The sequence below is a fragment of the Micromonospora sp. KC207 genome (genome assembly GCF_004348615.1).
Classification (GTDB): domain Bacteria; phylum Actinomycetota; class Actinomycetes; order Mycobacteriales; family Micromonosporaceae; genus Micromonospora.
In genome coordinates, this window is sequence record NZ_SMKJ01000035.1 from 1 (window position 1) to 23,583 (window position 23,583).

General features: G+C 73.4%; 19 protein-coding genes. 16 read left to right on the forward strand and 3 right to left on the reverse strand.

Annotated features, from left to right (window positions below):
• The first annotated feature begins 251 nt into the window (after positions 1–251).
• The 7 genes from E1258_RS06980 (at position 252) to E1258_RS07010 (ending at position 5,662) form a co-directional block, all read left to right on the forward strand.
• Complete coding sequence (locus E1258_RS06980) at positions 252–1,061, forward strand: helix-turn-helix transcriptional regulator (RefSeq protein ID WP_132397914.1); 810 nt, start codon at positions 252–254, stop codon at positions 1,059–1,061.
• Positions 1,052–1,243, forward strand: coding sequence for a DUF397 domain-containing protein (locus E1258_RS06985; protein WP_132397916.1), 192 nt, complete (start codon positions 1,052–1,054; stop codon positions 1,241–1,243). The genes E1258_RS06980 and E1258_RS06985 overlap by 10 nt, the downstream gene beginning before the upstream one ends.
• A gap of 97 nt (positions 1,244–1,340) precedes the next feature.
• Positions 1,341–1,910 (forward strand): TIGR03086 family metal-binding protein, encoded by a 570-nt coding sequence (locus E1258_RS06990; RefSeq protein WP_132397918.1) that lies wholly within the window; start codon positions 1,341–1,343, stop codon positions 1,908–1,910.
• Between the two features lie 39 nt (positions 1,911–1,949).
• Positions 1,950–2,486 (forward strand): PadR family transcriptional regulator, encoded by a 537-nt coding sequence (locus E1258_RS06995; protein ID WP_132397920.1) that lies wholly within the window; start codon positions 1,950–1,952, stop codon positions 2,484–2,486.
• On the forward strand, positions 2,483–3,220 hold the full coding sequence (locus tag E1258_RS07000) for an ABC transporter ATP-binding protein (protein ID WP_132397922.1): 738 nt from the start codon (positions 2,483–2,485) through the stop codon (positions 3,218–3,220). The genes E1258_RS06995 and E1258_RS07000 overlap by 4 nt, the downstream gene beginning before the upstream one ends.
• Complete coding sequence (locus E1258_RS07005) at positions 3,217–4,677, forward strand: FtsX-like permease family protein (protein ID WP_132397924.1); 1,461 nt, start codon at positions 3,217–3,219, stop codon at positions 4,675–4,677. Before E1258_RS07000 ends, E1258_RS07005 begins: the two co-directional genes overlap by 4 nt.
• A 37-nt stretch (positions 4,678–4,714) precedes the next feature.
• Positions 4,715–5,662, forward strand: a complete 948-nt coding sequence (locus E1258_RS07010) for a threonine/serine dehydratase (protein WP_132397926.1) — start codon at positions 4,715–4,717, stop codon at positions 5,660–5,662.
• Between the two features lie 3 nt (positions 5,663–5,665).
• On the opposite strand, the gene E1258_RS07015 is transcribed toward E1258_RS07010, so the two are convergent.
• Complete coding sequence (locus E1258_RS07015) at positions 5,666–7,759, reverse strand: S9 family peptidase (protein ID WP_132397928.1); 2,094 nt, start codon at positions 7,757–7,759, stop codon at positions 5,666–5,668.
• Between the two features lie 111 nt (positions 7,760–7,870).
• On the opposite strand from E1258_RS07015, the gene E1258_RS07020 reads away from it, so the two are divergent.
• Positions 7,871–9,229 carry an FAD-binding oxidoreductase gene (locus E1258_RS07020; protein WP_132397930.1) on the forward strand — a complete coding sequence of 453 codons (1,359 nt, stop codon included), beginning with the start codon at positions 7,871–7,873 and terminating at the stop codon, positions 9,227–9,229.
• Between the two features lie 76 nt (positions 9,230–9,305).
• On the opposite strand, the gene E1258_RS07025 is transcribed toward E1258_RS07020, so the two are convergent.
• Positions 9,306–11,387 (reverse strand): SpoIIE family protein phosphatase, encoded by a 2,082-nt coding sequence (locus E1258_RS07025; RefSeq protein WP_132397932.1) that lies wholly within the window; start codon positions 11,385–11,387, stop codon positions 9,306–9,308.
• Between the two features lie 282 nt (positions 11,388–11,669).
• Between E1258_RS07025 and E1258_RS07030 the strand changes: the two genes are divergently transcribed.
• Entirely contained in the window at positions 11,670–16,037 is a 4,368-nt protein-coding gene (locus E1258_RS07030; protein ID WP_132397934.1) for a HAMP domain-containing protein, read from the forward strand.
• Positions 16,034–16,588, forward strand: coding sequence for a two-component system response regulator (locus tag E1258_RS07035; protein ID WP_132397937.1), 555 nt, complete (start codon positions 16,034–16,036; stop codon positions 16,586–16,588). Before E1258_RS07030 ends, E1258_RS07035 begins: the two co-directional genes overlap by 4 nt.
• A 72-nt stretch (positions 16,589–16,660) precedes the next feature.
• Here the strand turns inward: E1258_RS07035 and E1258_RS07040 are convergent, their stop codons facing one another.
• Positions 16,661–16,996, reverse strand: a complete 336-nt coding sequence (locus E1258_RS07040) for an STAS domain-containing protein (protein WP_132397939.1) — start codon at positions 16,994–16,996, stop codon at positions 16,661–16,663.
• 172 nt (positions 16,997–17,168) lie between these two features.
• On the opposite strand from E1258_RS07040, the gene hemL reads away from it, so the two are divergent.
• From hemL to ccsB, 6 genes are all read left to right on the forward strand, one after another.
• On the forward strand, positions 17,169–18,506 hold the full coding sequence (gene hemL, locus E1258_RS07045; protein ID WP_132397941.1) for a glutamate-1-semialdehyde 2,1-aminomutase: 1,338 nt from the start codon (positions 17,169–17,171) through the stop codon (positions 18,504–18,506).
• 126 nt (positions 18,507–18,632) lie between these two features.
• On the forward strand, positions 18,633–19,280 hold the full coding sequence (locus E1258_RS07050; RefSeq protein ID WP_132397943.1) for a histidine phosphatase family protein: 648 nt from the start codon (positions 18,633–18,635) through the stop codon (positions 19,278–19,280).
• Complete coding sequence (locus E1258_RS07055) at positions 19,280–19,855, forward strand: TlpA disulfide reductase family protein (protein ID WP_132397945.1); 576 nt, start codon at positions 19,280–19,282, stop codon at positions 19,853–19,855. The genes E1258_RS07050 and E1258_RS07055 overlap by 1 nt, the downstream gene beginning before the upstream one ends.
• A complete protein-coding gene (locus E1258_RS07060; protein WP_132397947.1) occupies positions 19,855–20,793 on the forward strand; it encodes a cytochrome c biogenesis CcdA family protein in 939 nt (312 codons plus the stop codon). The genes E1258_RS07055 and E1258_RS07060 overlap by 1 nt, the downstream gene beginning before the upstream one ends.
• A complete protein-coding gene (locus tag E1258_RS07065) occupies positions 20,793–22,520 on the forward strand; it encodes a cytochrome c biogenesis protein ResB (protein WP_243715248.1) in 1,728 nt (575 codons plus the stop codon). The genes E1258_RS07060 and E1258_RS07065 overlap by 1 nt, the downstream gene beginning before the upstream one ends.
• Positions 22,520–23,539, forward strand: a complete 1,020-nt coding sequence (gene ccsB, locus E1258_RS07070; RefSeq protein ID WP_132397949.1) for a c-type cytochrome biogenesis protein CcsB — start codon at positions 22,520–22,522, stop codon at positions 23,537–23,539. Before E1258_RS07065 ends, ccsB begins: the two co-directional genes overlap by 1 nt.
• Positions 23,540–23,583 lie beyond the last annotated feature (44 nt).

Below are 23,583 nucleotides of genomic sequence, written 5' to 3' on the forward strand. Positions count from 1 at the left end.
GGGCCCGGGGGTCGGTCGTCCACTCTGGTGCCTCCTCAGGCGTGCTCGACGGGGTGCGGGAGCGTGCCGCGCCCGGCACGCCCCCGCGCGGGCCCGCCCGGGTCGGGGATTGTCGGAAAGAGACAGCCGAACGGGCCCGCTGGGGTCACATTCTGCTGATGTGGTGGTTACCGTATGAACGGTCGCGGCTCGGACCGTCCGGGCGTCGCGGCCGTGGTCCCGCAGGTCCCGTGGGTGTACGGAGGGTGTCCGTGGAGCGATCGTCCATGCTCGACCATTTCGCCGAGGAGTTACGGCTGGCCCGCTCGACCGCCGGGCTCTCGCAGGCGGCGCTGGCCGAGGCGGTCAGCTACTCGGCCGCGCTGATTGCCAAGATCGAGACGGGGGACCGGCGGCCCAGCGCGGACCTGGCCCGGCGCTGCGACGCGGTGCTCGGCGGGGGCGGCCGGTTCGTCCGCATCCAGCGCCGGATCAGCCGGGAGACGGTGGTGCCGTACTTCCGGGAGTGGGCGGGGATCGAGCAGGAGGCGACCGCGCTGCGCGGGTACGAGCCGCTCTACGTCCCGGGCCTGCTCCAGACCGAGCGGTACGCCCGCGCGGTCCTGTCCGGAAGCGGGTTGCTCTCGGTGGAGGAGGTCGAGCGGCAGGTCGTCACCCGGCTGGACCGGCAGGAGATCCTGACCCGGGACCGGCCGCCGACGCTGACCGTGGTGGTGGACGAGTCGGTGCTGCGCCGGCCGGTCGGCGGGCCGGAGGTGCTGCGGGAGCAGCTACGCCACCTGGTGAAGGTTGGCGAGGGGCTGCCCCGGGTGCGGGTCCACGTGGTGCCGTTCGCGGTGGGCGCGTACGCCGGGCTGGAGGGCCCGTTCGTCATCGCCACGCCGCCGGTCGGCGAGGATATGGTCTATGTGGAGACTCAGCTCGGTGGTCAGGCTGTCGACCGCCCGGTGGACGTGCGCCGGGCGGTCGACGTCTGGGAGTCGATCCGGGGCGAGGCGCTGCCCCACCAGCGGTCGATCGAGCTGATCGCGGAGATCACGGAGGCGGAACCATGGATTTGAGCGCTGCCCAATGGCGCACCAGCAGCCGCAGCAACGGCACCGGCGGCAACTGCGTCGAGGTGGCCGGCAACCTGCCCGGCGTGGTGGTCGTACGCGACTCGAAGAACCGCACCGGCCCGGTGCTGGCGTTCGCCCCGGCCGCGTGGCGGGCGTTCCTCACCCGGTTCCCGCCGGTCGGCTGAGCCCGTTTACATTCACGTCGCCTGCCCGGCGAGTCACGGATGGCCGGATTGTCCGTGCGCGGCTGGCTCTACTAGTTCGCCCTCATATGCTGCCATCATGACCACGAAGACTAGTGAACTGCTGGCGGACGCCGCGCCGCGCGCCGTGGCGGTGGTCCGGGGGATCTCCGACGACCAGTTCGACCTGCCCACCCCCTGCGAGGACTACACCGTGCGGGTGCTGCTCAACCATCTCTTCCACGCGGTGGTCAACTTCCAGACGATGGCCGCCCGGCAGCCGGTGGACCTGACGGACGAGGGCGATCTGCTCACCGACGGCTGGCGAGAGCGGTTCGCCGCCGAGACGCAGCGGCTGGTCCAGGCGTGGGCCGACCCGGCTGCGCTGGAGGGGGTGTCGCCCGGAACGGGGCTGCCTCAGGAGACTGTCGGCGACATGGCCGTGACCGACCTCACCGTGCACGCGTGGGACCTGGCGCGGGCCATTGGCCAGCCGTACGAGGCCGCGCCGGCCACGATCGCCACGCTGAACGCGTTCATGGACCGGATGGGCGAGACGAGCCGGCAGATGGGGACCTTCGCCCCGCCGGTCGCCGCCCCGTCGGACGCCACCGAGCTGGAGCGGGCCGTCGCCCGGATGGGCCGCGACCCCGGCTGGTCGCCGAGCTGACGCTTGACTCCACTATTCTCCCAGTGAATAGTGGGCCCGGTGTCCACTCCGCACGTGCTGCTCGGCCTGCTCGCCGAGGGCGACAAGCATGGGTACGAGCTGAAGCGCGCGCACGACAGGCGGCTGCCCCGGGCCCGCCCGCTTGCGTTCGGGCAGGTCTACGCCACGCTCGGCCGGCTCCAGCGGGACGGGCTCGTGGCCCCCGCCGGCCAGGACCGCGACGCCGGCCCGGACCGCACCGCGTACACGCTCACCGCCGCCGGGCGCGACGCCCTGGCCGCCTGGCTCGCCGAGGTCGAGCCGCCGCTGCCGTACGTCGCCAGCACGCTCTTCGCCAAGGTGGTGGTGGCGCTGCTGGTCGCCGACACCGGCCGGGTCCGGTCGTACCTCGTCGCCCAGCGCCAGGCGCACACCGACCGGATGCGTGCGCTGACCGCCGTCAAGACGGACCCCTCGGCCAGCCTCGACGACGTCGTCGCGGCCGACTACGCCATCGCCCACCTCGACGCCGACCTGAGGTGGTTGCGCACCACCCTGGAGCGGATCGCCGAATGGCACCAGGAGGTGCACTCGTGACGGAACTTCAGGCTCGCGGCGTGGTGAAGGCGTACGGGCCGACACCCGCGCTGCGCGGGATCACCCTCGACGTCGCCGAGGGGGAGATCGTCGCGGTGACCGGCCCGAGCGGCTGCGGCAAGTCCACCCTGCTGCACTGCCTGGCCGGCATCCTGCGCCCGGACGCCGGCCAGGTCTGCTGGCGGGGCGAGCGGATCGACACCTGGCCCGAGGCGGCCCGGTCGAAGCTGCGCCGCACCGAGTTCGGGGTGCTGTTCCAGTTCGGCCAGCTCGTACCCGAGCTGACCGTGGCGGAGAACGCCGCCCTTCCGCTCCTGCTCGCCGGCACCCGGCGGCGAGCGGCGCGGACGGTGGCGGTGGCCTGGCTGGACCGGCTGGGCGTGGCGGACGTGGCCGACGCGCGGCCAGGCGAGCTGTCCGGCGGGCAGCAGCAGCGCTGCGCGCTGGCCCGGGCGCTGGTCACCGAGCCCCGGGTGCTCTTCGCCGACGAGCCGACCGGCGCGCTGGACACGCTGGCCGGCGAGCAGGTGCTCACCCAGCTCGTCCGGCTGGCCCGCGAGCAGCGTACGGCGGTCGTGCTGGTCACCCACGAGCCGCGCATCGCCGGGTACGCCGACCGCGAGGTGATGCTCCGCGACGGGGAGGTGGACGGGTCCGGCCTGGGGGTGGACCTGCCGGCGGCGACCGCACCCGGGCTGCTCGCCGGCGGGGCACCGGCTGGCGGGCTGCGGTGAGGCCGGGCACCCTGGGCCGGCTTGCCCTCGCCGGCACCCGCACCGACACCGCCCGGGTGGCGCTGACCGCGCTCAGCGCCGCCCTCGCCGCCCTCGCCGGGCTGGCCGCGCTGGCCGTGCTGGCCGTGCCGACGCCGCCGGCAACCGGCGACAACGGGGCCCGCGAGTCCCTCCAGTACGCCACGGCGCTGCTGCGTGAGCCGGGGCTGCGCGGCGGGACGGCCTTCGCGCTGCTGCTGCTCACGCTGCCGGTGCTGGCGCTGGCCGGGCAGTGCGCCCGCCTCGGCGCGCCGGCTCGGGACCGCCGGCTGGCCGCCCTCCGGCTGGCCGGCGCGACCCCCGGCCAGGTGACCCGGCTCGCGGCGCTGGAGACCGGGGTGGCCAGCCTGCTCGGTACCGTCGGCGGCCTGCTGGTCTTCCTGGTCGCCCGGGAACTGCTCGACCGGCCCGACGCGGACGGCCGGCTCGCCCTGCCCACGGACGTGCTGCCGTCGCCGGTCGCGCTGGCGGCGGTGGTGCTCGGGCTGCCCGTCGTCGCGGCGGCGGCCACCGCGCTGCTGCTGCGCCGGGTCGTAACCACCCCGTTCGGCGTGGTCCGTCGCGTCCACCGGGACCGACCGCCCCGCCCCTGGTTCGCGCTGCTCATCCCGGCCGGCCTGGGGGCGTTCGCCGGCTACCACCCGCTGCTCATCTGGCTGGATCGCCACAACGTGCAGGCGCCGCTGCCGTACCTGCCGGCCCTGGCCGTCGTCGGCGGGCTCGCCGCCCTGGTCGGGTTGGTGCTCGCCTCGGGCTGGTTCTCGTACACCGCCGGCCGGCTGCTGCACCGGCTCGCCCGCGGACCGGCCGCGCTGCTGGCCGCCCGCCGGCTCACCGCCGACCCGTGGGCCGGCAGCCGCACCTTCGCCGCGCTGCTGGCGGCCGTTCTGTTCGGCGGCGGGGCGGCGGCCCACCGCGCCCACTTCCAGGCCCGGTACGACGCCGAGCTGGCCGAGGCACGGGCGCTCGGTGACGTCGGCTGGGCGAACCCGTTCTACCTGGACACGCTCGGGCTGGTGGACGTCGCCGTCGCGGTGGCGGTCACGATCGCCGCCGGAGGGCTGCTGGTCGCGCTGGTCGAGGGGGTCGTGGCCCGCCGCCGGGCGTACGCGGCGCTGGTCGCGCAGGGCGTCCCCCGGGGCGTGCTGGGCCGGTCGATCGCCTGGCAGGCGCTCGCCCCGGCGGTGCCGACGGTGCTGCTCGCCCTGACCGTGGGGCTGCTGCTCGGCCGGTTCCTCCTCGGGCCGGCACGCACGCGCACGGTCGACGGGCTCCAGCGGTACGCCACACCCGGCGTACCGCTGGAGCACCTGGCCCTGGTCGGGGCCGGCGCGGTCGCGGCGGTGGCCCTCACGGTCGCGGTCGGGCTGCTCTTCCTGCGGGCCAGCACGACCGTCGAGGAGTTGCGGGCGACCTGAGGTGCGACGCGGTGCCGGCCAACGGCAGGATGGTGCGATGGAACTCGTGACGCTCGACGACATCTGGGCCGCCGCCGCCGACATCGCGCCGACCGTTCTGCGCACGCCGCTGCTGGCCGCGCCCTGGGACGACAGGCTGTGGTTGAAGCCGGAGAGCCTGCAACCGGTCGGTTCGTTCAAGCTGCGTGGGGCCACCCACGCGGTCGTCCGGCTCGACCCCGACGACCGGGACCGGGGGGTGGTCACCCACTCGTCCGGCAACCACGGCCAAGCCCTCGCGTACGCGGCGCGGGCGGCCGGCATGCCGTGCACGGTGGTGGTGCCGGAGGGCACCCCCGGGGTGAAGGTCGCCCGGATGCGGGCGCTCGGGGCGGAGGTGCTGCTCGTCCCGCCGTCCCGGCGGCTGGCCGAGGCCCGGCGGATCGTCGCCGCGACCGGGGCGACGCTGGTGCCGCCGTTCGACGACCGGCGGATCATCGCCGGCCAGGGCACCGCCGGGGCCGAGATCGTCGCCGACCTGCCCGACGTCGACGTGGTGCTGGTGCCGGTCGGCGGGGGCGGCCTCGCCTCCGGGGTCGCCACGGCGGTCAAGGCGCTGCGCCCGTCGACCGCCGTGTACGGCGTCGAACCGCTGCTCGCCGCCGACGCGCGGGACTCGCTCGCGGCCGGGCGGGTGGTCACCTGGGACGTGGAGCTGACCTTCCGGACCTGCGCGGACGGGCTGCGTTCCAACCTGTCTGAGCTGACCCTCGCCCACCTGCGGGAACGTCTCGACGGCATCGTCACGGTGACCGAGGAGGAGATCCGGGCGGCGGCCGGTCGCCTGATCCGCGAGGCCCGGCTGGTCGTCGAGCCCAGCGGGGCGGTGGCGGCGGCCGCCCGGCTGTTCCGCGCGGGCGAGCTGCCGGCGGGGCGTACGGCCGCGGTGGTGACCGGCGGCAACGTCGATTCGACCGTGCTCGCAGACCTGGTCACCACCGCCTGACCCTCACGCCCCCAGGCGGTCGAGGATCCAGGCGTTGACGAACGCCTCCTCGCGCCACGAGTCGTACCGGCCACTCGGGCCGCCGTGCCCGGCCCCCATCTCGGTCTTGAGCAGGTAGTCGCCCTGCGGGGCGACCGCCCGCAGCCGGGCGATCCACTTGGCCGGCTCGTGGTACAGCACCCGGGTGTCGTTGAGGCTGGTCACCGCGAGGATGGCCGGATAGTCCTTCGGGGCCACGTTCTCGTACGGGGCGTACGACTTCATGTACGCGTACACCTCGGGGTCGTCGAGGGGGTTACCCCACTCCTCCCACTCGGTGACGGTCAGCGGCAGCGACGGGTCGAGGATCGAGGTGAGCGGGTCCACGAAGGGCACCTGCGCGACGATGCCGGCGAACGCGTCCGGCGCGAGGTTGGCCACCGCGCCCATCAGCAGGCCCCCGGCCGAGGCGCCCCGGGCCACCAGCCGGTCGGCCGACGTCCAGCCGGACTTGACCAGGTGCCGGGCGCAGGCGACGAAGTCGGTGAAGGTGTTCTTCTTGGCCAGCATCTTGCCCTGGTCGTACCAGCGCCGACCCAGCTCGCCGCCGCCGCGGATGTGCGCGACGGCGAAGACGACGCCCCGGTCCAGCAGGGAGAGTCGGGCGATGGAGAACCACGGGTCCATGCTCGCCTCGTACGAGCCGTACCCGTAGATGACGCAGCCGGCGGAGCCGTCGCGGGGGGTGCCGGCGCGGCAGACCAGCGAGATCGGGACCCGGGTGCCGTCGTCGGCGAGCGCCCAGTCCCGGTGCTGCTCGTAGTCGGCCGGGTCGTACTCGCGGCCGTCCGGGCCGGGCCGGACCGGCTTGCGCCGGCGCAGGGTCAACTTGCGGGTGACCAGGTCGTAGTCGTACACCGACTCGGGGGCGACGAGCGAGGCGTAACGCAGCCGGACCTGCCGGGTGCGGTACTCCGGGTTGCTGTCCAGCCCGACGCTGTAGATCGGCTCGGGGAAGTCGATGTCGTGGCCGTCGCCGCCGCCGATCGGCAGCACCCGCAGCCCGGTCAGCCCGTTGCTGCGCAACGAGACGACCAGGTGGTCGGCGAACGCGTCCACCGACTCCAGCCGGGTGCCGGGGGAGTGCGGGATCAGCGGCACCCAGTCGCCGGGCGCGTCCGCCGAGGTGTACGCGAGCGCGAAGTCCTCGGCGTCGTCGTTGTGCAGGATCAGGAAGCGGTGCCCGTGGTGCTCGACGCTGTATTCCACGCCCTGCCGGCGCGGCGCGACGAGCGCCGGCTCGCCGGTGGGGTTGCCGGCGGGGATGACCCGCACCTCGCTGGTGATCTTGCTGTGGACGTCGATGAGGACGAACTTCTCCGACCGGGTCAGCTCGACGCCGACCCAGAAGCGCTCGTCGTTCTCCTGGTGGACCACGACGTCCTCGCTCGCCGGGGACCCGATCCGGTGCCGCCAGACCCGGTTGGGCCGCCAGGCGTCGTCGACGGTGACGTAGAACAGCACCGAGGCGTCCGCCGACCAGGCCGTGCCGTAGAAGGTGTCCGGCACCTCGTCGGCCAGCACCTCGCCGGTGGTCAGGTCCTTCACCCGCAGGGTGAACCGCTCGTCACCGGTGAAGTCCGTCGAGTACGCCAGCCAGCGCCCGTCGGGGCTGACGTCGAACGCGCCGAGGGAGAAGAAGTCGTGCCCCTCGGCGAGCAGGTTGCCGTCGAGCAGCACCTCCTCGCCGTCGAGGGGGGCACCGTCCACGCTGACCGGCGGCTCGGTCTCGCCGTCGCGGACCGCGCGGCGGCAGTGCACGCCGTACTGCTGGCCCTCGACCGTGCGGGTGTAGTACCAGTGACCGTCCTTGCGGACCGGCACCGACAGGTCGGTTTCCTGGGTGCGCCGACGCGTCTCCTCGAACAGGGTGTCCCGCAGTTCCGCCAGGTGTGCGGTGCGCGCCTCGGTGTACGTGTTTTCCGCCGTCAGGTGGGCGATCGTCTCCGGGTCGTCCTTGGTGGCCAGCCAGGCGTACTCGTCGACGACGGTGTCGCCGTGGTGGGTGCGCTCGACGGGGATCCGCTTGGCGGCGGGCACGGGGGTCTCGGTGGTCACGCCGGTCAGGTTACCGGCCGCCGGGGTTCCGGTACCCGCCCGTCGAGATCGACGCCCGCGCGCCGGCCGGGCGAGGCGACCGAGTGTTCGAACACATGTACGATTGCCGCCATGGCGGCAGCAGCGTGGTCCATCGACCGATCCAGGGCAGTGGGCATCACCCGTCGGCTGGCGGAGATCTGCGGCCCGCCCTTCGCGCGGCTGGGTGGGGCGGCAGACGAGGTCGCCGGTGAGCCGGCCCGGTGGGTGGCGGTGCCCGGCACCGAGCAGGCCGCGGCCGAGGTGCTGCGGCTGGCCGCCGCCCACGACCTGACGGTGGTGCCCCGGGGCGCCGGCACGAAGATCGACTGGGGCGCAGCCCCCGACCACGTCGACATCATGCTCGACACCGGCCGGCTGGCCGGGATCTCTCACCGGCCGCCGGACGCCGGCGTGGCCGAGATCGGCGCGGGCACGCCGCTGCGGGCGGTCCAGGCGACCCTGGAACGGTCGGGGCTGCGGCTGGCCCTCGACGCGCCCTCGCCCGGGGCGACCGTCGGCGGGGTGCTGGCCGCCGACGAGTCCGGCCCGCTGCGGCACCGGCACGGCAGCCCCTGCGAGCAGCTTGTCGGCGTGCGCTACCTGGCCGCCAGCGGCGAGCTGATCAGCGCGGGCGGCGGCGCGCCCGGCCTGGAACTGGCCCGGCTGCTGTGCGGTTCGCAGGGCGGCCTCGGCGTGCTGGTCTCGGCCACCCTGCGGGTGCAGCCCGTGCCGGCCAGCCGGGCCTGGGTCACCCGTGCGGTGTGGAGCCCGCTGGAGGTCGACGGCCTGGTCCGGGAGGTGCTCGCCGCCCGGCTGGACCCGGCCGCCGTCGAGCTGGACCTGCCGGCCCGGGCGAACCGGGTGCGCCCGCCGCTGCACCCGGACACCCCGGAGGCTCTCGCCCGGGCCCGCCACCCCTCCATGTTCCGGCGCACGGTGGTCCCGGCCGGGGCGGGCAGCCTGACCGTGCTGCTGGAGGGTGGCCCCGCCGACGTCGCCGAACGCGCCGATGGGCTGTGCGGCCTGCTGGGCGACGAGGCGACGATCGACCACTCGGCCCCGCAGTGGTGGCGGCGCTACCCGTTCGGCCCCGGCGAGACGGCGCTGCGCATCGAGGTGCCGATCACCGACCTGCACGCCGCCGTCTACGCGCTGCGCGACGCGGCCGGGGGCCCGGTGCCGGTCCGCGGCTCCGCCGGCCAGGGCGTGCTGCACGCGGCGCTGCCCGGCACCCTGCCCGCCGAGCGGGTGGCGTCCATCGTCGCCGGGGTGCGCGCCGTGCTGCTCGCCCGGCGTGGCCGGTGCGTGGTGGTCGCCGCGCCGCCAGCGGTGCGGGAGTCGGTCGACCTGTGGGGCGAGCTGACCTCCCTGCCCCGGCTGCGGGCGGCCAAGGAATACCTGGACCCGCACCAGCGCCTGGCTCCGGGCCGCCTCCCCGGCGGCCTCTGAGCGCACCGCGCGGCCTGGCTGGCCCCGCGCGTCCGCCGGCGCTCGCCCGGCGCGCCCGCAGGTCGTGCCGATGGGGTCAGCGGCGGTCGTTGCGCAGCACCAGGATCGCGATGTCGTCGCGGGGCGTCTCGCCCGAGAACCCGAGCGCCGTCGAGCGCAGCCGGGCGGCCACCACGTCGGCCGAGTACCCGGCCAGCGGCGCGGCGGACTCGCGCAGCCGTTCCGTGCCGAAGAACTCCCGGCCGCGCCGGCGCTCGGTCACCCCGTCGGTGTAGAAGATCAACGAATCTCCGGGGGCCAGGGTGAGCTCGGCGGCCGGCGAGGTGATCGCGTCGAGCAGGCCGAGCGCGGTGCCGCCGGCGCCGACGAACGTGGCCCCGTCGCCGACCCGCAGCAGCACCGGGCGGTCGTGGCCGGCCAGGTGCAGGGACACGTCGAGTTGGTCGCCCTCGCCCGGTCCGACGGCCGCCAGCGCGAGCGTGCAGTAGCGCCCGCCGCCCCGATCGACAAGCGTCTCGTTGAGCCGGCCGAGCGCCTCCGGCAGCGGCTTGCCGTCGCTGACCAGCACCCGGATGACGTCCCGGACCAGCCCGGTGACGGCCGCCGCCTCGACCCCCTTGCCGGACACGTCGCCGACCACCACGAGCCAGCGCCCGTCGGGCAGCGGAAGCACGTCGTAGAAGTCGCCGCCCACCTCGGCGTCGTCACCGGTCGGCTCGTACTCGGCGGCGAAGCCGATGCCGTCGACCACCGGCAGGACCGGCGGCAGCAGCGACCGCTGAAGGGTCTGCGCCACCCGCCGCCGCTCGGCGTGGATGCGGGCGTTCTCGATGGCCAGGGCGGCCCGCCGCGCCATGTCCTCCAGCACGGCGACCTCGTCCGGGTCGTGCCGGTGCCGCTGGTGGCGGCCCACGGCGAGGGTGCCCAGCCGCTGCCCGCGCGCCACCAGCGGGACGGCGAAGCCCTCCATCGGCCCGCCGAGCGGCACCTGCGATCCGAGCCGGGACGCCTCGCGCAGCCGGGACTGCACCGAGTCCGGCCCGGTCTCCCGGAGCACCTTGTGTAGCTGCGGCAGCACCGTCTCGTCGGCATGGGTGGCCGCCGCGAGTCTCAGCCGTCCCCACTCGTCGGACGTGTGCACCGCGCACCACTGCCCGAGGCGGGGGACCACGAGCTGCGGGATCAGCACCATCGTCAGCTCGACGTCCAGGGACTGGGCGAGCAGCTCGCCCGCCTCGGCCAGGAACGTCAACCAGGCCTGCCGGCGGACGTCGGCGCGGCGCAGCCGGTCGTTCTCCAGGTGCAGCGAGAGCCGCTCGGCGGTCAGCACCGCGAGCGGTCGTGCGTACGTCGAGGGAGCGGCGTCCAGCTCCAGCTCCCCGGCGTACGGCCGGTGCACCGCCAGCGGCACCCGCAGCAGCTCGTTGCCGGCGCGGGGGGTGCGGCCGTACCGGGCCAGGACCTGCCGGCCCAGCCCGTCGCCCCGGTCCAGTCGGACGAGGCCGCCGGCCGCGCCGACCATCTCGGCGAGCCGGGTGAGCAGTTCGGTGGCGAAGTCCGGTAGCGGATCGTCGGCGTACTGGTCGGGGGCGGTCTGCATCAGCTCGCTCATCGCCCCGGCGCTGGGCCCCAGGTGCTCCCCGTCGGCGATCGACATCGGCGTGCCCCCGGCGGCGCCGGCCTGGGGGCCGGCGGCGATCCGCTGCCCATCGGTGGCGCCGGGCCGGTCCAGCCGGAACCACACCCCCTTGCCGGTGGGCAGGTAGGTGGTGCCCCACCGGCTGGCGAAGTGATCCACCAGCAGCAGCCCCCGGCCGCGCTCGGAGACCTCGTCGATCTTGGAGGTGTCGTTGCGTACGCCGACGGTCAGCTCGTCGACCGAGCCGGCGGCGAAGTCGGAGACCGTCACGGTGAGCCCGACGTCGTCGGCGACGACCTCGATGTCCAGTTCGGTGCGGGCGTGCTCGACGGCGTTGGTGGTCAGCTCGGTGGTGAGCAGCAGAGCCTCGCTGACCAGGTCGTCGAGGCGCGCGGCGGTGAGCACCGAGCGGACCAGGGCACGCGCGGCGGCCGGCGTCCGCCGGTCGGCGGGCAGCCGTACCCGCCGGACGCGCTCGTCCGGACTGTCGAAGGCCGCCGGCCCCGCCTCCGCTGACACCTCCGTATCCTCCACTGCGCCCGGCCCCAAGCCAAGCCGATCCGGCGGTCGGAGCCCGTGGCGCGCGCGGGGCCGGTGCCGGTGCCGCCGTCGTGCCGGCCTGTGGCGGGCAGAGGGGTTGCGCCGGCCCCCGGGCCGGCGGGCGGGTGTGGCCGCGTCGGCCCTGGTCGGCGGGCGTGGCGGGCGAGCGTGCGGCATGACACCGTCGTCCAGGCGGGCACAATGATGAGACGGCCGGTGCGTCGACGGGGCGCCGGCGGCCCCCGAAAAGCGAGGAATGCGATGACCACGGCGAAACACTCGGTAGCCGCGGACCCGTCCGCGCCGGACCCGTCCGCCCTGCTCCGCGAGTTGACGGCGGCGTTGCGCCGGGTGCGCGGTGGCGACCTGAAGGTGCGGCTGCCCCGCCGGGCGGGTGGGGCCGGCGAGGTGGCGGACGCGTTCAACGACGTGGTGGCCCTCCAGGAGCGGCAGCATCTCGACCTGCGCCGGATCAGCCGGGTCGTCGGCCGGGACGGCCGGCTCACCCAGCGCCTGGACGAGGAGGGGCTGGAGGGTTCCTGGGCGGAGGGCCACCGGGCGGTCAACTCGCTGATCGACGACCTGGGCCGCCCGACCACCGAGATCGCCCGGGTGATCGTGGCCGTGGCCGACGGCGACCTCTCCCAGCACATGGCGCTGGAGATCGACGGTCGCCCGCTGCGCGGCGAGTACCTGCGGATCGGTCGCACGGTCAACACGATGGTCGACCAGCTCTCGTCCTTCTCCAACGAGGTGACCCGGGTGGCCCGGGAGGTGGGCACCGAGGGCAAGCTGGGCGGCCAGGCCGACGTGCGCGGGGTGGCCGGCACCTGGAAGGACCTCACCGACTCGGTGAACACCATGGCGTCGAACCTGACCGGCCAGGTGCGGTCGATCTCCCAGGTGGCGACGGCGGTGGCGAAGGGCGACCTGTCGCAGAAGATCACGGTCGGGGCACGCGGCGAGGTCGCCGAGTTGGCCTACACGATCAACTCGCTCACCGACACGCTGCGTCTCTTCGCCGAGCAGGTGACCCGGGTGGCCCGGGAGGTGGGCACCGAGGGCAAGCTGGGCGGCCAGGCCGACGTGCCGAACGTCGCCGGCACCTGGAAGGACCTGACCGACAGCGTCAACTCGATGGCGTCGAACCTGACCGCCCAGGTGCGCAACATCGCCCAGGTCTCGACGGCCGTCGCCCGGGGTGACCTGTCGCAGAAGATCACCGTCGCCGCGCAGGGCGAGATCCTGGAGCTGAAGGACACCGTGAACACAATGGTGGATCAGCTCAGCTCGTTCGCCGACGAGGTGACGCGGGTGGCGCGCGAGGTGGGCATCGAGGGCAAGCTGGGTGGTCAGGCCCAGGTGCGCGGCGTCTCCGGCACCTGGCGCGACCTCACCGAGAACGTCAACCAGCTCGCCGGCAACCTGACCAGCCAGGTGCGCAACATCTCGCAGGTCTCGACGGCCGTGGCGAAGGGCGACCTGAGCCAGAAGATCACGGTGGACGCGCAGGGCGAGATCCTGGAGCTGAAGAACACCGTGAACACGATGGTGGATCAGCTCAGCTCGTTCGCCGACGAGGTGACGCGGGTGGCGCGCGAGGTGGGCACCGAGGGCAAGCTGGGTGGTCAGGCCCAGGTCAAGGGCGTCCTTGGTACGTGGCGGGACCTGACGGACAACGTGAACTCGATGGCGTCGAACCTGACGTCGCAGGTGCGCAACATCGCCTCGGTCACCACGGCGGTGGCGAAGGGTGACCTGTCGCAGAAGATCACGGTGGATGCCCGGGGCGAGATCCTGGAGCTGAAGTCGACGGTGAACACGATGGTGGATCAGCTCAGCTCGTTCGCCGACGAGGTGACGCGGGTGGCCCGGGAGGTGGGCACCGAGGGCAAGCTGGGCGGCCAGGCCCAGGTGCGCGGCGTGGCCGGCACCTGGCGGGACCTGACGGACAATGTGAACTCGATGGCGTCGAACCTGACCGCCCAGGTGCGCAACATCGCCCAGGTCTCGACGGCGGTGGCGAAGGGTGACCTGTCGCAGAAGATCACGGTGGATGCCCGGGGCGAGATCCTGGAGCTGAAGTCGACGGTGAACACGATGGTGGATCAGCTCAGCTCGTTCGCCGACGAGGTGACGCGGGTGGCCCGGGAGGTGGGCACCGAGGGCAAGCTCGGCGGTCAGGCCCAGGTCAAGGGCGTCTCGGGTACGTGGCGGGCCCTGACGGACAACGTCAACTCGATGGGGTCGAACCTGACGTCGCAGGTGCGCAACATCGCCTCGGTCACCACGGCGGTGGCCAAGGGTGACCTGTCGCAGAAGATCACGGTGGACGCGCAGGGCGAGATCCTGGAGCTGAAGAACACCGTCAACACGATGGTGGACCAGCTCCGGTCGTTCGCCGACGAGGTGACCCGGGTGGGCCGCGAGGTCGGCATCGAGGGCAAGTTGGGTGCCCAGGCCCAGGTGAAGGGCGTCTCGGGCACCTGGCGGGACCTGACGGAGAACGTCAACCAGCTTGCCTCGACGCTCACCACCCAGCTACGGGCCATCGCCCAGGTGTCGACCTCGGTGACCCGGGGCGACCTGACCCAGCGGATCACGGTCGAGGCGCAGGGCGAGGTCGCCGACCTGAAGGACAACATCAACCAGATGATCGTCACCCTCCGGGAGACGACGAAGAAGAACGCCGAGCAGGGCTGGCTGGACTCGAACCTGGCCCGGATCGGCGGCCTGCTCCAGGGGCAGCGGGACCTCGGCGAGGTCTGCCGGATGATCATGATGGAGGTGACCCCGCTGGTCGACGCGCAGCTCGGCGCGTTCTTCCTGGCGGACACCTCCGACGGCAGCATGCGGCTGCGGCTGACGGCCTCGTACGGCTACGTGGCCCGGGGGCACGACGTCACGTTCGGGCCGGGTGAGGGGCTGGTGGGGCAGGCCGCACTCTCCCGCCGGACCATCCGGGTGAGCGCGTCGCCGAACGGCCGGCTCACCCTGCGCTCCGGGCTGGCCAATACCCCACCGGCCGACCTGGTGGTGCTTCCCGTCCTGTTCGAGGGCGAGCTGCTCGGCGTGATCGAGTTCGCCAGCGTGGCGGCCTTCCCCGAGCTGCACCTGACGTTCCTGGAGCGGCTGGTGCTGACCATCGGCGTGGCGGTCAACACCATCCAGGCCAACCGGCGCACGGAGGAACTGCTGGCCCAGTCCCAGCGGCTGGCCCACGAGCTCCAGGAGCAGTCGGCCGAGTTGCAGCGCACCAACGCCGAGCTGGAGGACAAGGCCCAACTCCTGTCGGAGCAGAAGGCGAACATCGAGACCCAGAACCGGGAGATCGAGCTGGCCCGGCTCGGCCTGGAGGACAAGGCGCAGCAGCTCACCCGGGCGTCGGCGTACAAGTCGGAGTTCCTGGCCAACATGAGCCACGAGCTGCGTACGCCGCTGAACTCGCTGCTGCTGCTCGCCCGGCTGCTGGCGGAGAACTCGGAGCAGAACCTCACCCCGAAGCAGATCGAGTTCGCCCGGACCATCCACGGCTCCGGCTCGGACCTGCTGCGCCTGATCGACGACATCCTCGACCTGTCGAAGATCGAGGCGGGCCGGATGGACGTCGAGCCGACCGAGGTCCAGTTCGCCGAGATCCGGGGGTACGTCGAGCAGGCGTTCGCCCCGCAGGCGGAGGAGAAGGGTCTCGACTTCCAGGTGCGGCTCGCCAGGGAGCTGCCCCCGGCGCTGGTCACCGACGCGCAGCGGTTGCAGCAGATCCTGCGCAACCTGCTCTCCAACGCGGTGAAGTTCACCGACAACGGCGCGGTGACGCTGCGCATCGCCCCGGCCCCCGAGAACGTCGTCTTCGACGTCCCTGCGCTGATCAACGCCCGGCAGGTGATCGCCTTCACGGTGATCGACACGGGCATCGGCATCTCGGACGACAAGCTGTCGCTGATCTTCGAGGCGTTCCAGCAGGCGGACGGGACGACCAGCCGCCGCTACGGCGGCACGGGGCTGGGGCTGTCGATCAGCCGGGACCTGGCCCGCCTGCTCGGCGGCTCGATCACGGTCAGCTCCGCGCCCGGGGAGGGCTCCACCTTTACTCTGTACGTGCCGGAGGTGCTGGCGCCGGACGCGGTGGTCGCGCCGGCACCGCCCTCGCCGGCCCGGGCGGGCCTGCCGTCGTCGCTGCTCATGCCCCCATTGGCGCTGTCGGAGCCGGCCGAGACGCCGGCCACCCGCCGGCTGGAGGGCGTCAACGTGCTGATCATCGACGACGACGTGCGGAACGTCTTCGCTTTGACCAGCGCATTGGAGTTGCACGGTATGACCGTGTTGTACTCGGACAACGGCGCGGACGGGGTTCGCCTGCTGGCCGAGCATCCGGAGGTGGACGTCGTGCTGATGGACGCGATGATGCCCGACCAGGACGGATACGAGACGACGCGGCAGATCCGGCGTAACCACCATTTCGCCGACCTCCCGATCGTCTTCCTGACCGCGAAGGCGATGCCCGGGGACCGCGAGTCCGCGCTCGTGGCGGGGGGCAGCGACTACATCACCAAACCGGTCGACCTGGACGAGCTGATCGAGCTGATGGCGTCCTGGGTGAGCGGCAGCCGAGGCGAGGAGATTTCGTGACCCAGACGGCCAAAGCGCTGCTGGTCGACGACCGGCGGGAGAATCTGATGGCCCTGGAGGCGATCCTCCAGGGGTTGCCGGTGCAGTCGGTGGCGGTGGAGAGCGGAGAGGCGGCGCTCAAGCAGTTGCTGGTGGACGACTTCGCGGTCATCCTGCTGGACGCGCAGATGCCGGACATGGACGGATTCGAGACCGCGAGCCACATCAAGCGGCGGGAACGTACCCGGCACGTGCCGATCATCTTTCTCACCGCCGCCGACAAGGACGCCCAGCTCGCCCTGCGCGGGTACGCGGTCGGCGCGGTGGACTACCTGACCAAGCCCTTCGACCCCTGGGTGCTGCGGGCCAAGGTGTCGATCTTCGTCGAGCTGTGGGTGAAGACCCGGCAGTTGGCCGCGCAGTCCGACCTGGTCCGGGAGCGTGAGGCGCAGTGGCGGACGCTCACCGACGCGGTCGACGAGGCCACGACGCTGCTGCGCGGCGAAGCTCCGGACTGCCACGCCCGCGCCGTCGAACTCCTCGAACAGGCCCGCTGGGGTCACGGCCTGTAGCCCGCCCGGCCCGGCCCTGGGCGGCGCCCGCGACCGGTCCGGCTGGCCCGGCGTGGGCCGGTGCTGCCGGGGTCAGTCGGCGGGGGCGCCGTTGCGGATCATCAGGGCCGAGCGGAGGCCCGTGATGTCCAGGACGCGGAGCAGGAAGTCGCCGACGTTGGTCAGCATCAGCAGGCTCTGCGCATGGCTGGCCTTGCGGCTGAGGACGACCAGGGTGCCCAGGCCCTGCGAATCGCAGAAGGTGACGCCACCCAGGTCGAGGACGATCCGCGGCGGCGGATCGGCGAGCGCCTCGTTGACGACGGTCGAGAGCTGGGCGGCCGTGAGCATGTCGATCTCACCGGCGAGGCGGAGCACGACTTCGTCGCCCGTTCGGTGTACCGCGATGGACAGTTCGGCACGATCCACCGGGTCAGCCTATCGCGATCCGGTTCACCCGGCCCGCTGAGGCAGTTCGGCGCGGGTCCGCCCCCGCCGAGGCGGCCGTCGCACGGGTGGGCGCCGCCGCCGGGTGAGCCCGGTAACCCCGACCAGGGGTCGCTACCGATTCGCCGCCCGGCGCTGACACAATGGCGGCATCGTGACCGATGACTTCTCCGCCGGATCCGGCCGCTACCCGGCCGACGCGCCGGCCTCCGAGGCCCTGTTCGACCGCGCCCGCGCAATCGTGCCGGGCGGGGTGAACTCCCCCGTGCGCGCGTTCCAGGCCGTCGGCGGGACCCCGCGCTTCATGGTCCGGGGGGAGGGTCCCTGGCTCCACGACGCGGACGGCCGGCGTTACGTCGACCTCGTCTGCTCCTGGGGGCCGCTGCTGCTCGGGCACGCCCACCCCGAGGTGGTCGAGGCCGTCCAGGCCGCCGCCGCCCGGGGCACCAGCTTCGGCACCCCGACCCCCGGTGAGGTCGAGTTGGCCGCCGAGATCGTCGACCGGACCCCGGTCGAGCAGGTCCGGCTGGTCAACTCGGGCACCGAGGCCACCATGTCGGCGATCCGGCTGGCCCGGGGCTTCACCGGCCGCTCCAAAATCGTGAAGTTCGCCGGCTGCTACCACGGGCACGTCGACGCGCTGCTCGCCGCCGCCGGCTCCGGCGTGGCCACCCTCGGCCTGCCCGACTCGCCCGGCGTCACCGGCGCGGCGGCGAGCGAGACGATCGTGCTGCCGTACAACGATGTCGCCGCCGTCGAGGAGGCGTTCGCCGCCGAGGGCCAGCACATCGCAGCGATCATCACCGAGGCGGCGGCCGGCAACATGGGCGTGGTCGCCCCGCGCGACGGGTTCAACGCCCAGCTCGCCCGGATCGCCCACGCGCACGGCGCGCTGCTCGTCGTCGACGAGGTGATGACCGGCTTCCGGGTCTCCCGCTCCGGCTGGCACGGCCTCGACCCGGCCGACGCCGACCTGTGGACGTACGGGAAGGTCATGGGTGGTGGGCTGCCGGCCGCGGCCTTCGGCGGACGCGCGGAGATCATGGCGCGGCTCGCCCCGGCCGGCCCGGTCTACCAGGCCGGCACGCTCTCCGGCAACCCGCTGGCCTGCGCCGCCGGCCTGGCCACGCTGCGCCTGGCCGACGACGCGGTCTACCGCAGGCTCGACGACACCGCCGCCGTCGTGGGCAAGCTGGCCTCCGACGCGCTGGCCGCCGCCGGGGTCCCGCACCGCCTGTCGTACGCGGGCAGCATGTTCTCGATCTTCTTCACGGACGCCGACGTGGTCGACTACGACAGCGCGCGGACCCAGCAGGTCCCGGCGTTCCGGGCGTTCTTCCACTCGATGCTCGCCGACGGGGTCTATCTGCCGCCGAGCGCGTTCGAGGCCTGGTTCGTCTCGGCGGCGATCGACGACGCCGCCCTGGAACAGATCGCCGCGGCCCTTCCGGCGGCGGCGAACGCGGCGGCAGCGGTGGGCAACGGGGGGTAGTGGTGAGCGCGAGGAGTGAGCCGGTTTTGCGAGCCCCGCAGTCGCGAACGAAGGGGGCGCTGCGGTGAGCGCGAGGAGTGAGCCGGTTTTGCGAGCCCCGCAGTCGCGAACGAAGGGGGCGCTGCGGTGAGCAAGACGGTGGTCCACGTACTGCGACACGGCGAGGTGTACAACCCGGGCCAGATCCTGTACGGCCGGCTGCCCGGCTTCCGCCTGTCGGAGCTGGGCGTGCAGATGGCCAAGGCGGCGGCCCAGGGGCTCGCCGAGCGGAACGTGGTGCACGTGGTGGCCAGCCCGCTCGAACGCGCCCAGCAGACCGCCGACCCGATCGCCGCGCAGTTCGGCCTGCCCGTCGGGGTGGACGAGCGGCTGATCGAGAGCGCCAACTGGTTCGAGGGCAAGAAGGTCTCCCCGGGCGACGGCTCGTTCCGTGACCCGCGCAACTGGTGGGTGCTGCGCGACCCGGTCACCCCGTCCTGGGGCGAGGCGTACCGAACCATCGCCGAGCGGATGTTCGCCGCCCTGCACGCGGCCCGCGTCGCCGCCGAGGGGCGGGAGGCCGTGCTGGTCTCCCACCAGCTCCCGATCTGGACGCTGCGCCGGTACGTCGAGCGCAAGCGGCTCTGGCACGACCCGCGCAAGCGGCAGTGCGGGCTGGCCAGCCTCACCTCGTTCCACTTCGACGGCACGAAGGTGGTCGGGATCGGGTACACCGAGCCCGCCGCCCACCTCGTCGCCACATCGCCGACCGCCCGGACGGCCAAGGGGGCCTGATGTCAGCCCGGAGGTGGATCGCGGGGCTCATCGCGGCCGTGACGACCACGGCGGCGCTGACCGCCTGCTCCCCCGATAGCCAGGAGCAGCGCTGCACGACCACCGACGGGGTCATCGAGTGCGCCCCCGACCAGCGCTCCGCCGCCCCGAAGCTGGCCGGTGAACTGCTCACCGGCGGCAGCTACGACGTCGCGAAGGACCTGGGGCAGGTCGTCGTGGTCAACTTCTGGGGCTCCTGGTGCGCCCCCTGCCGCGCCGAGGCCGACGACCTGGAGGCCACCTACCAGGCCACCAAGGCGTCCGGGGTGACGTTTCTCGGCATCAACGTGCAGGACAACCAGGACAAGGCCATCGCGTTCGAGGAGGGCCGGGTGACCTACCCGAGCCTGTTCGACCCGCCGAGCCGGCTCGCCCTCGCCTTCGACATCGCGCCGAACACCATCCCGGCCACCGTGATCCTCGACCGGGACGGCCGGGTCGCCGTGGTGATCCGGTCGGCGGTCACCCAGGACCGGCTGCGACCGATCGTCGAGCGGATCGCCGCCGAGCGGCCCGCCCCCAACGGTTCGCGCTGATGGGCCAGACCTTCCACGACATCGCCAGCAGCGGCCCGCTGCTGCTGGCCATCGGCGCGGCGGCGCTCGCCGGGCTGGTCAGCTTCCTCTCCCCGTGCGTCCTTCCGCTGGTCCCCGGCTACCTCTCCTACGTCACCGGCCTGGCCGGCGCCGACCTGGAGAGCGCAAGGAAGGGCCCCCTGTCAACGCCCCCGGTAGAGCAGGGGCACCCTGTCGACACCCCCGGCGGCGGGCAGGCGGCCGGCGGCGGGGACGGCCATCCGGCGGGCCCGGCCCGATCCGGCGATACGGCCGGCGGGGTCGCGGTGCGGGAACGGGCGGCGGAGCGTACCCGGAAAGGGCGCCGGCCCGGCGCGGTGGTCAAGGGGCGGATCCTCGCCGGGACGCTGCTGTTCATCGCCGGCTTCACCGCCGTGTTCACCGCCACCGCGATCCTGTTCGCCAGCGTCGGCCGGGTCTTCATCCAGTACGAGCGGCAGCTCGAGATCGGCGTCGGCGCGCTGATCGTCGTGCTCGGGCTGGCGTTCGTCGGGGTGCTCCCGGGCCTGCAACGGGAGTTCCGTATCCACCGGCTGCCCGCCGCCGGCCTGCTCGGGGCCCCGGTCTTCGGCGCGGTCTTCGCGCTGAGCTGGATGCCCTGCACCGGCCCGACGCTCGCGGCGGTGCTCGGCATGGCCACCCCCGGCGGGCAGCTCGACCGGGCCGTGGTGCTCGCCGTGGCGTACTGCCTCGGGCTGGGCGTGCCGTTCGTCGTCTTCGGGCTGGCCTTCCACCGCCTGCTCGGGGTGTTCCGCGCCGTGCGACGCAACAGCCGCTGGGTCACCCGGGTCGGCGGGATACTGCTGGTCCTGATCGGCCTTGCGCTGGTCACCGGCGGGTGGACCAACTTCGTGATCTGGTTGCAGACGACGGTGGGCGTGGGCGAGGTGAGCATCTGATGACGGTCGTCGAGGACCGGCCGGCCCCGCCGGCCGACGCGCCCCGCCGCCGGCCCAACCCGGTGCTGGCCCTGCTGCGTAACTCGTGGCGGCAGCTCACCAGCATGCGTACGGCGCTGATCCTGCTCTTCCTGCTCGCCGTCGCCGCGATCCCCGGCTCGGTGCTGCCGCAGCGCGGGGTGAACCCGGAGAACGTCAACAAGTACTTCGTCGACCACCCCGACCTGGCCCCGAGGCTGGACCGGATCGGCGCGTTCGAGGTGTTCGGGTCGGTCTGGTTCTCCGCGATCTACCTGCTGCTGTTCACCTCGCTGATCGGCTGCATCGTGCCCCGGCTGCGCGAGCACGTGCGCGCCCTGCGGGCGAAGCCGCCGGCCGCGCCGCAGCGGCTGGACCGGCTGCCCCAGCACGCCGTGCTGACCGGCGTCACCACCGATGCCGAGGCCGTCGCGGCCGAGCTGCGCCGCCGCCGCTGGCGGGCGCAGGTACGCGGCAACGAGGTGTCCGCCGAGAAGGGGTACCTCAAGGAAACCGGCAACCTGCTGTTCCACACCTCGCTGATCGTCGTGCTGCTCGGCGTCGCGCTCGGTTCCTGGTACGGCTGGCACGGCAACAAGCTGCTGGTGGCCGGCGCGGAGAACGCGTTCTGCAACACGCGCCAGCAGTACGCCGAGGCCAAGCTCGGCCCCCGGGTGGACAGCGCCGACCTGCCGCCGTTCTGCCTGACGCTGACCGACTTCGAGGCCACGTTCCTGGAGTCGACGCAGCCGGAGTCGTACCGGGCCACGGTCGACGTGGAGGAGGCCGGCCGGGCCACCCGCACCGCGTCCTTCTCGGTGAACGACCCGCTGCGCCTCGGCGACGCCAACGTCTACCTGCTCGGCCACGGCTACGCGCCGATCCTGCGCTACACCGACCGGTACGGCAGGACGCAGACCAGCAACTTCCCGTTCCTGACGACCGGGGACGCCACCCTTACCAGCGAGGGTGTGGCCGCGTTCCCGGACGTCAACGTCGACCCGGCGACGGGGAAGCGGGACGCCGGCCTCCAGGTCGCCTTCGAGGGGCTCTATCTGCCCACCGCGCCCCAGCAGGCCCCGTTCACCCGGTCGGAGTTCCCGACCGAACGCAACCCGGCTGTGGTACTGGTCGCCTACCGGGGGAACCTGGGCATGGACGCCGGCATCCCCGGTTCGGTGTACCAGCTCGACCAGCGCCAGGTCGCCAGCGGCAAGCTCAAGCAGATCGGCGACCGGAAGCTCGCCGTCGGCGAGAAGTGGACGCTGGACGACGGCAGCGTGCTGGAGTTCGTCGGCACGAAGCCGTACATCACCATCTCGGTGCGGTACGACCCCGGCTCGATCCTGCTGCTCGGCAGCTCGGCGACGCTGCTGGTCGGTCTCATGGGCGCCCTGTTCGGCCGGCGTCGCCGGGTGTGGTTCCGGGTCACGCCGGCCGGGCCCGACCGGGCGACGGCTGGCGGGGCCGACCCCGCCGGTGGATCTCCGACGGCCGGTAGTAGTTTGGTGGAGGCCGGTGGCCTGCCGCGCACCGACTATCCAGGGTTCGCCGACGAGTTCGCGCAGCTCGTCGCCGCCATCAGCGGCGACGTGACGCCGGGCGGCCGGGCCGGCGACGGTGGGGCCGGCGACGGTACGCCGGGCGCGCTGGCCGGCGGGGGCCACGACGCGGGCGGCCCGGCCGGGACGCGAGAAGGAGCGCAGTGATGTCCGCACTCTCCGACCAGTTGGTCACGTTCGCGATCCTGGCGTACCTGATCGCGATGATCAGCCACGCCGTCGAGTACGCCCTGGGCAACGCCCGTGCCGTCGCCCGGCCCGCCGCGCCCGCGCGTGAGCTGGTCGGCGCGGGGGTCGGGGCGAGAGTCGGCGGCGTCGACGCGCCGGTCGCCAGCGCCGACGCCCTGCCCGACGCTCCGATCGCCAAGGCCGACGCCGCGCCGGCCGGCGGCGACCGCTCGGCGGACCGGGGCCGGCTGGCCGGCCGCGTCGCGGTCTGGATCACCGCGCTCGCCGCCGCGCTGCACCTCGCGGCCACGGTCACCCGCGGCATCGCCGCCGACCGGATGCCCTGGGGCAACATGTACGAGTTCGTGCTGACCGTGTCGTTCGTCGGTGCGGCGGCGTGGCTGGCCGTGCTGTGGAAGCGCCCCTCGCTGCGTCGCCTCGGGCTGTTCCTCACCCTGGTCATGGTGCTGCTGCTGGCGTTCGCCGAGATGAAGCTCTACGTCGAGGTGGTGCCGCTGACCCCGGCGCTCCAGTCGTACTGGTTCATCGTGCACGTGTCGACGATCAGCTTCTCGTCCGGCATCTTCCTGCTCGGCGTGGTGCCGGCGGTCGCGTTCCTCATGCGCAACGGGTACGAGCGGGGCCGGCGCAGCTTCCCGTACACGCTGGCGAAGCGGTTGCCGGCGGCGGCCGGCCTGGAACGGCTGACCTTCACGCTGCACGCCTTCGCGTTCCCGATCTTCACCTTCGCGGTGATCGCCGGGGCGATCTGGGCGGAGGCCGCGTGGGGCCGGCCGTGGGGCTGGGACCCGAAGGAGACCTGGGCGTTCATTTCCTGGGTGGTGTACGCGGGCTACCTGCACGCCCGGGCCACCCCGAGCGTGCGGCGCAACGTGGCGACCTGGATCGCCATCCTCGGCTTCCTCACCATGCTGATGAACCTGTTCGGGGTGAACTTCTTCTTCACCGGCCTGCACTCGTACGCCGGGGTGAGCTGACCAGCCCGGTCCGACCCGCACGCGCGTGAGGCGCGTTACCTGCT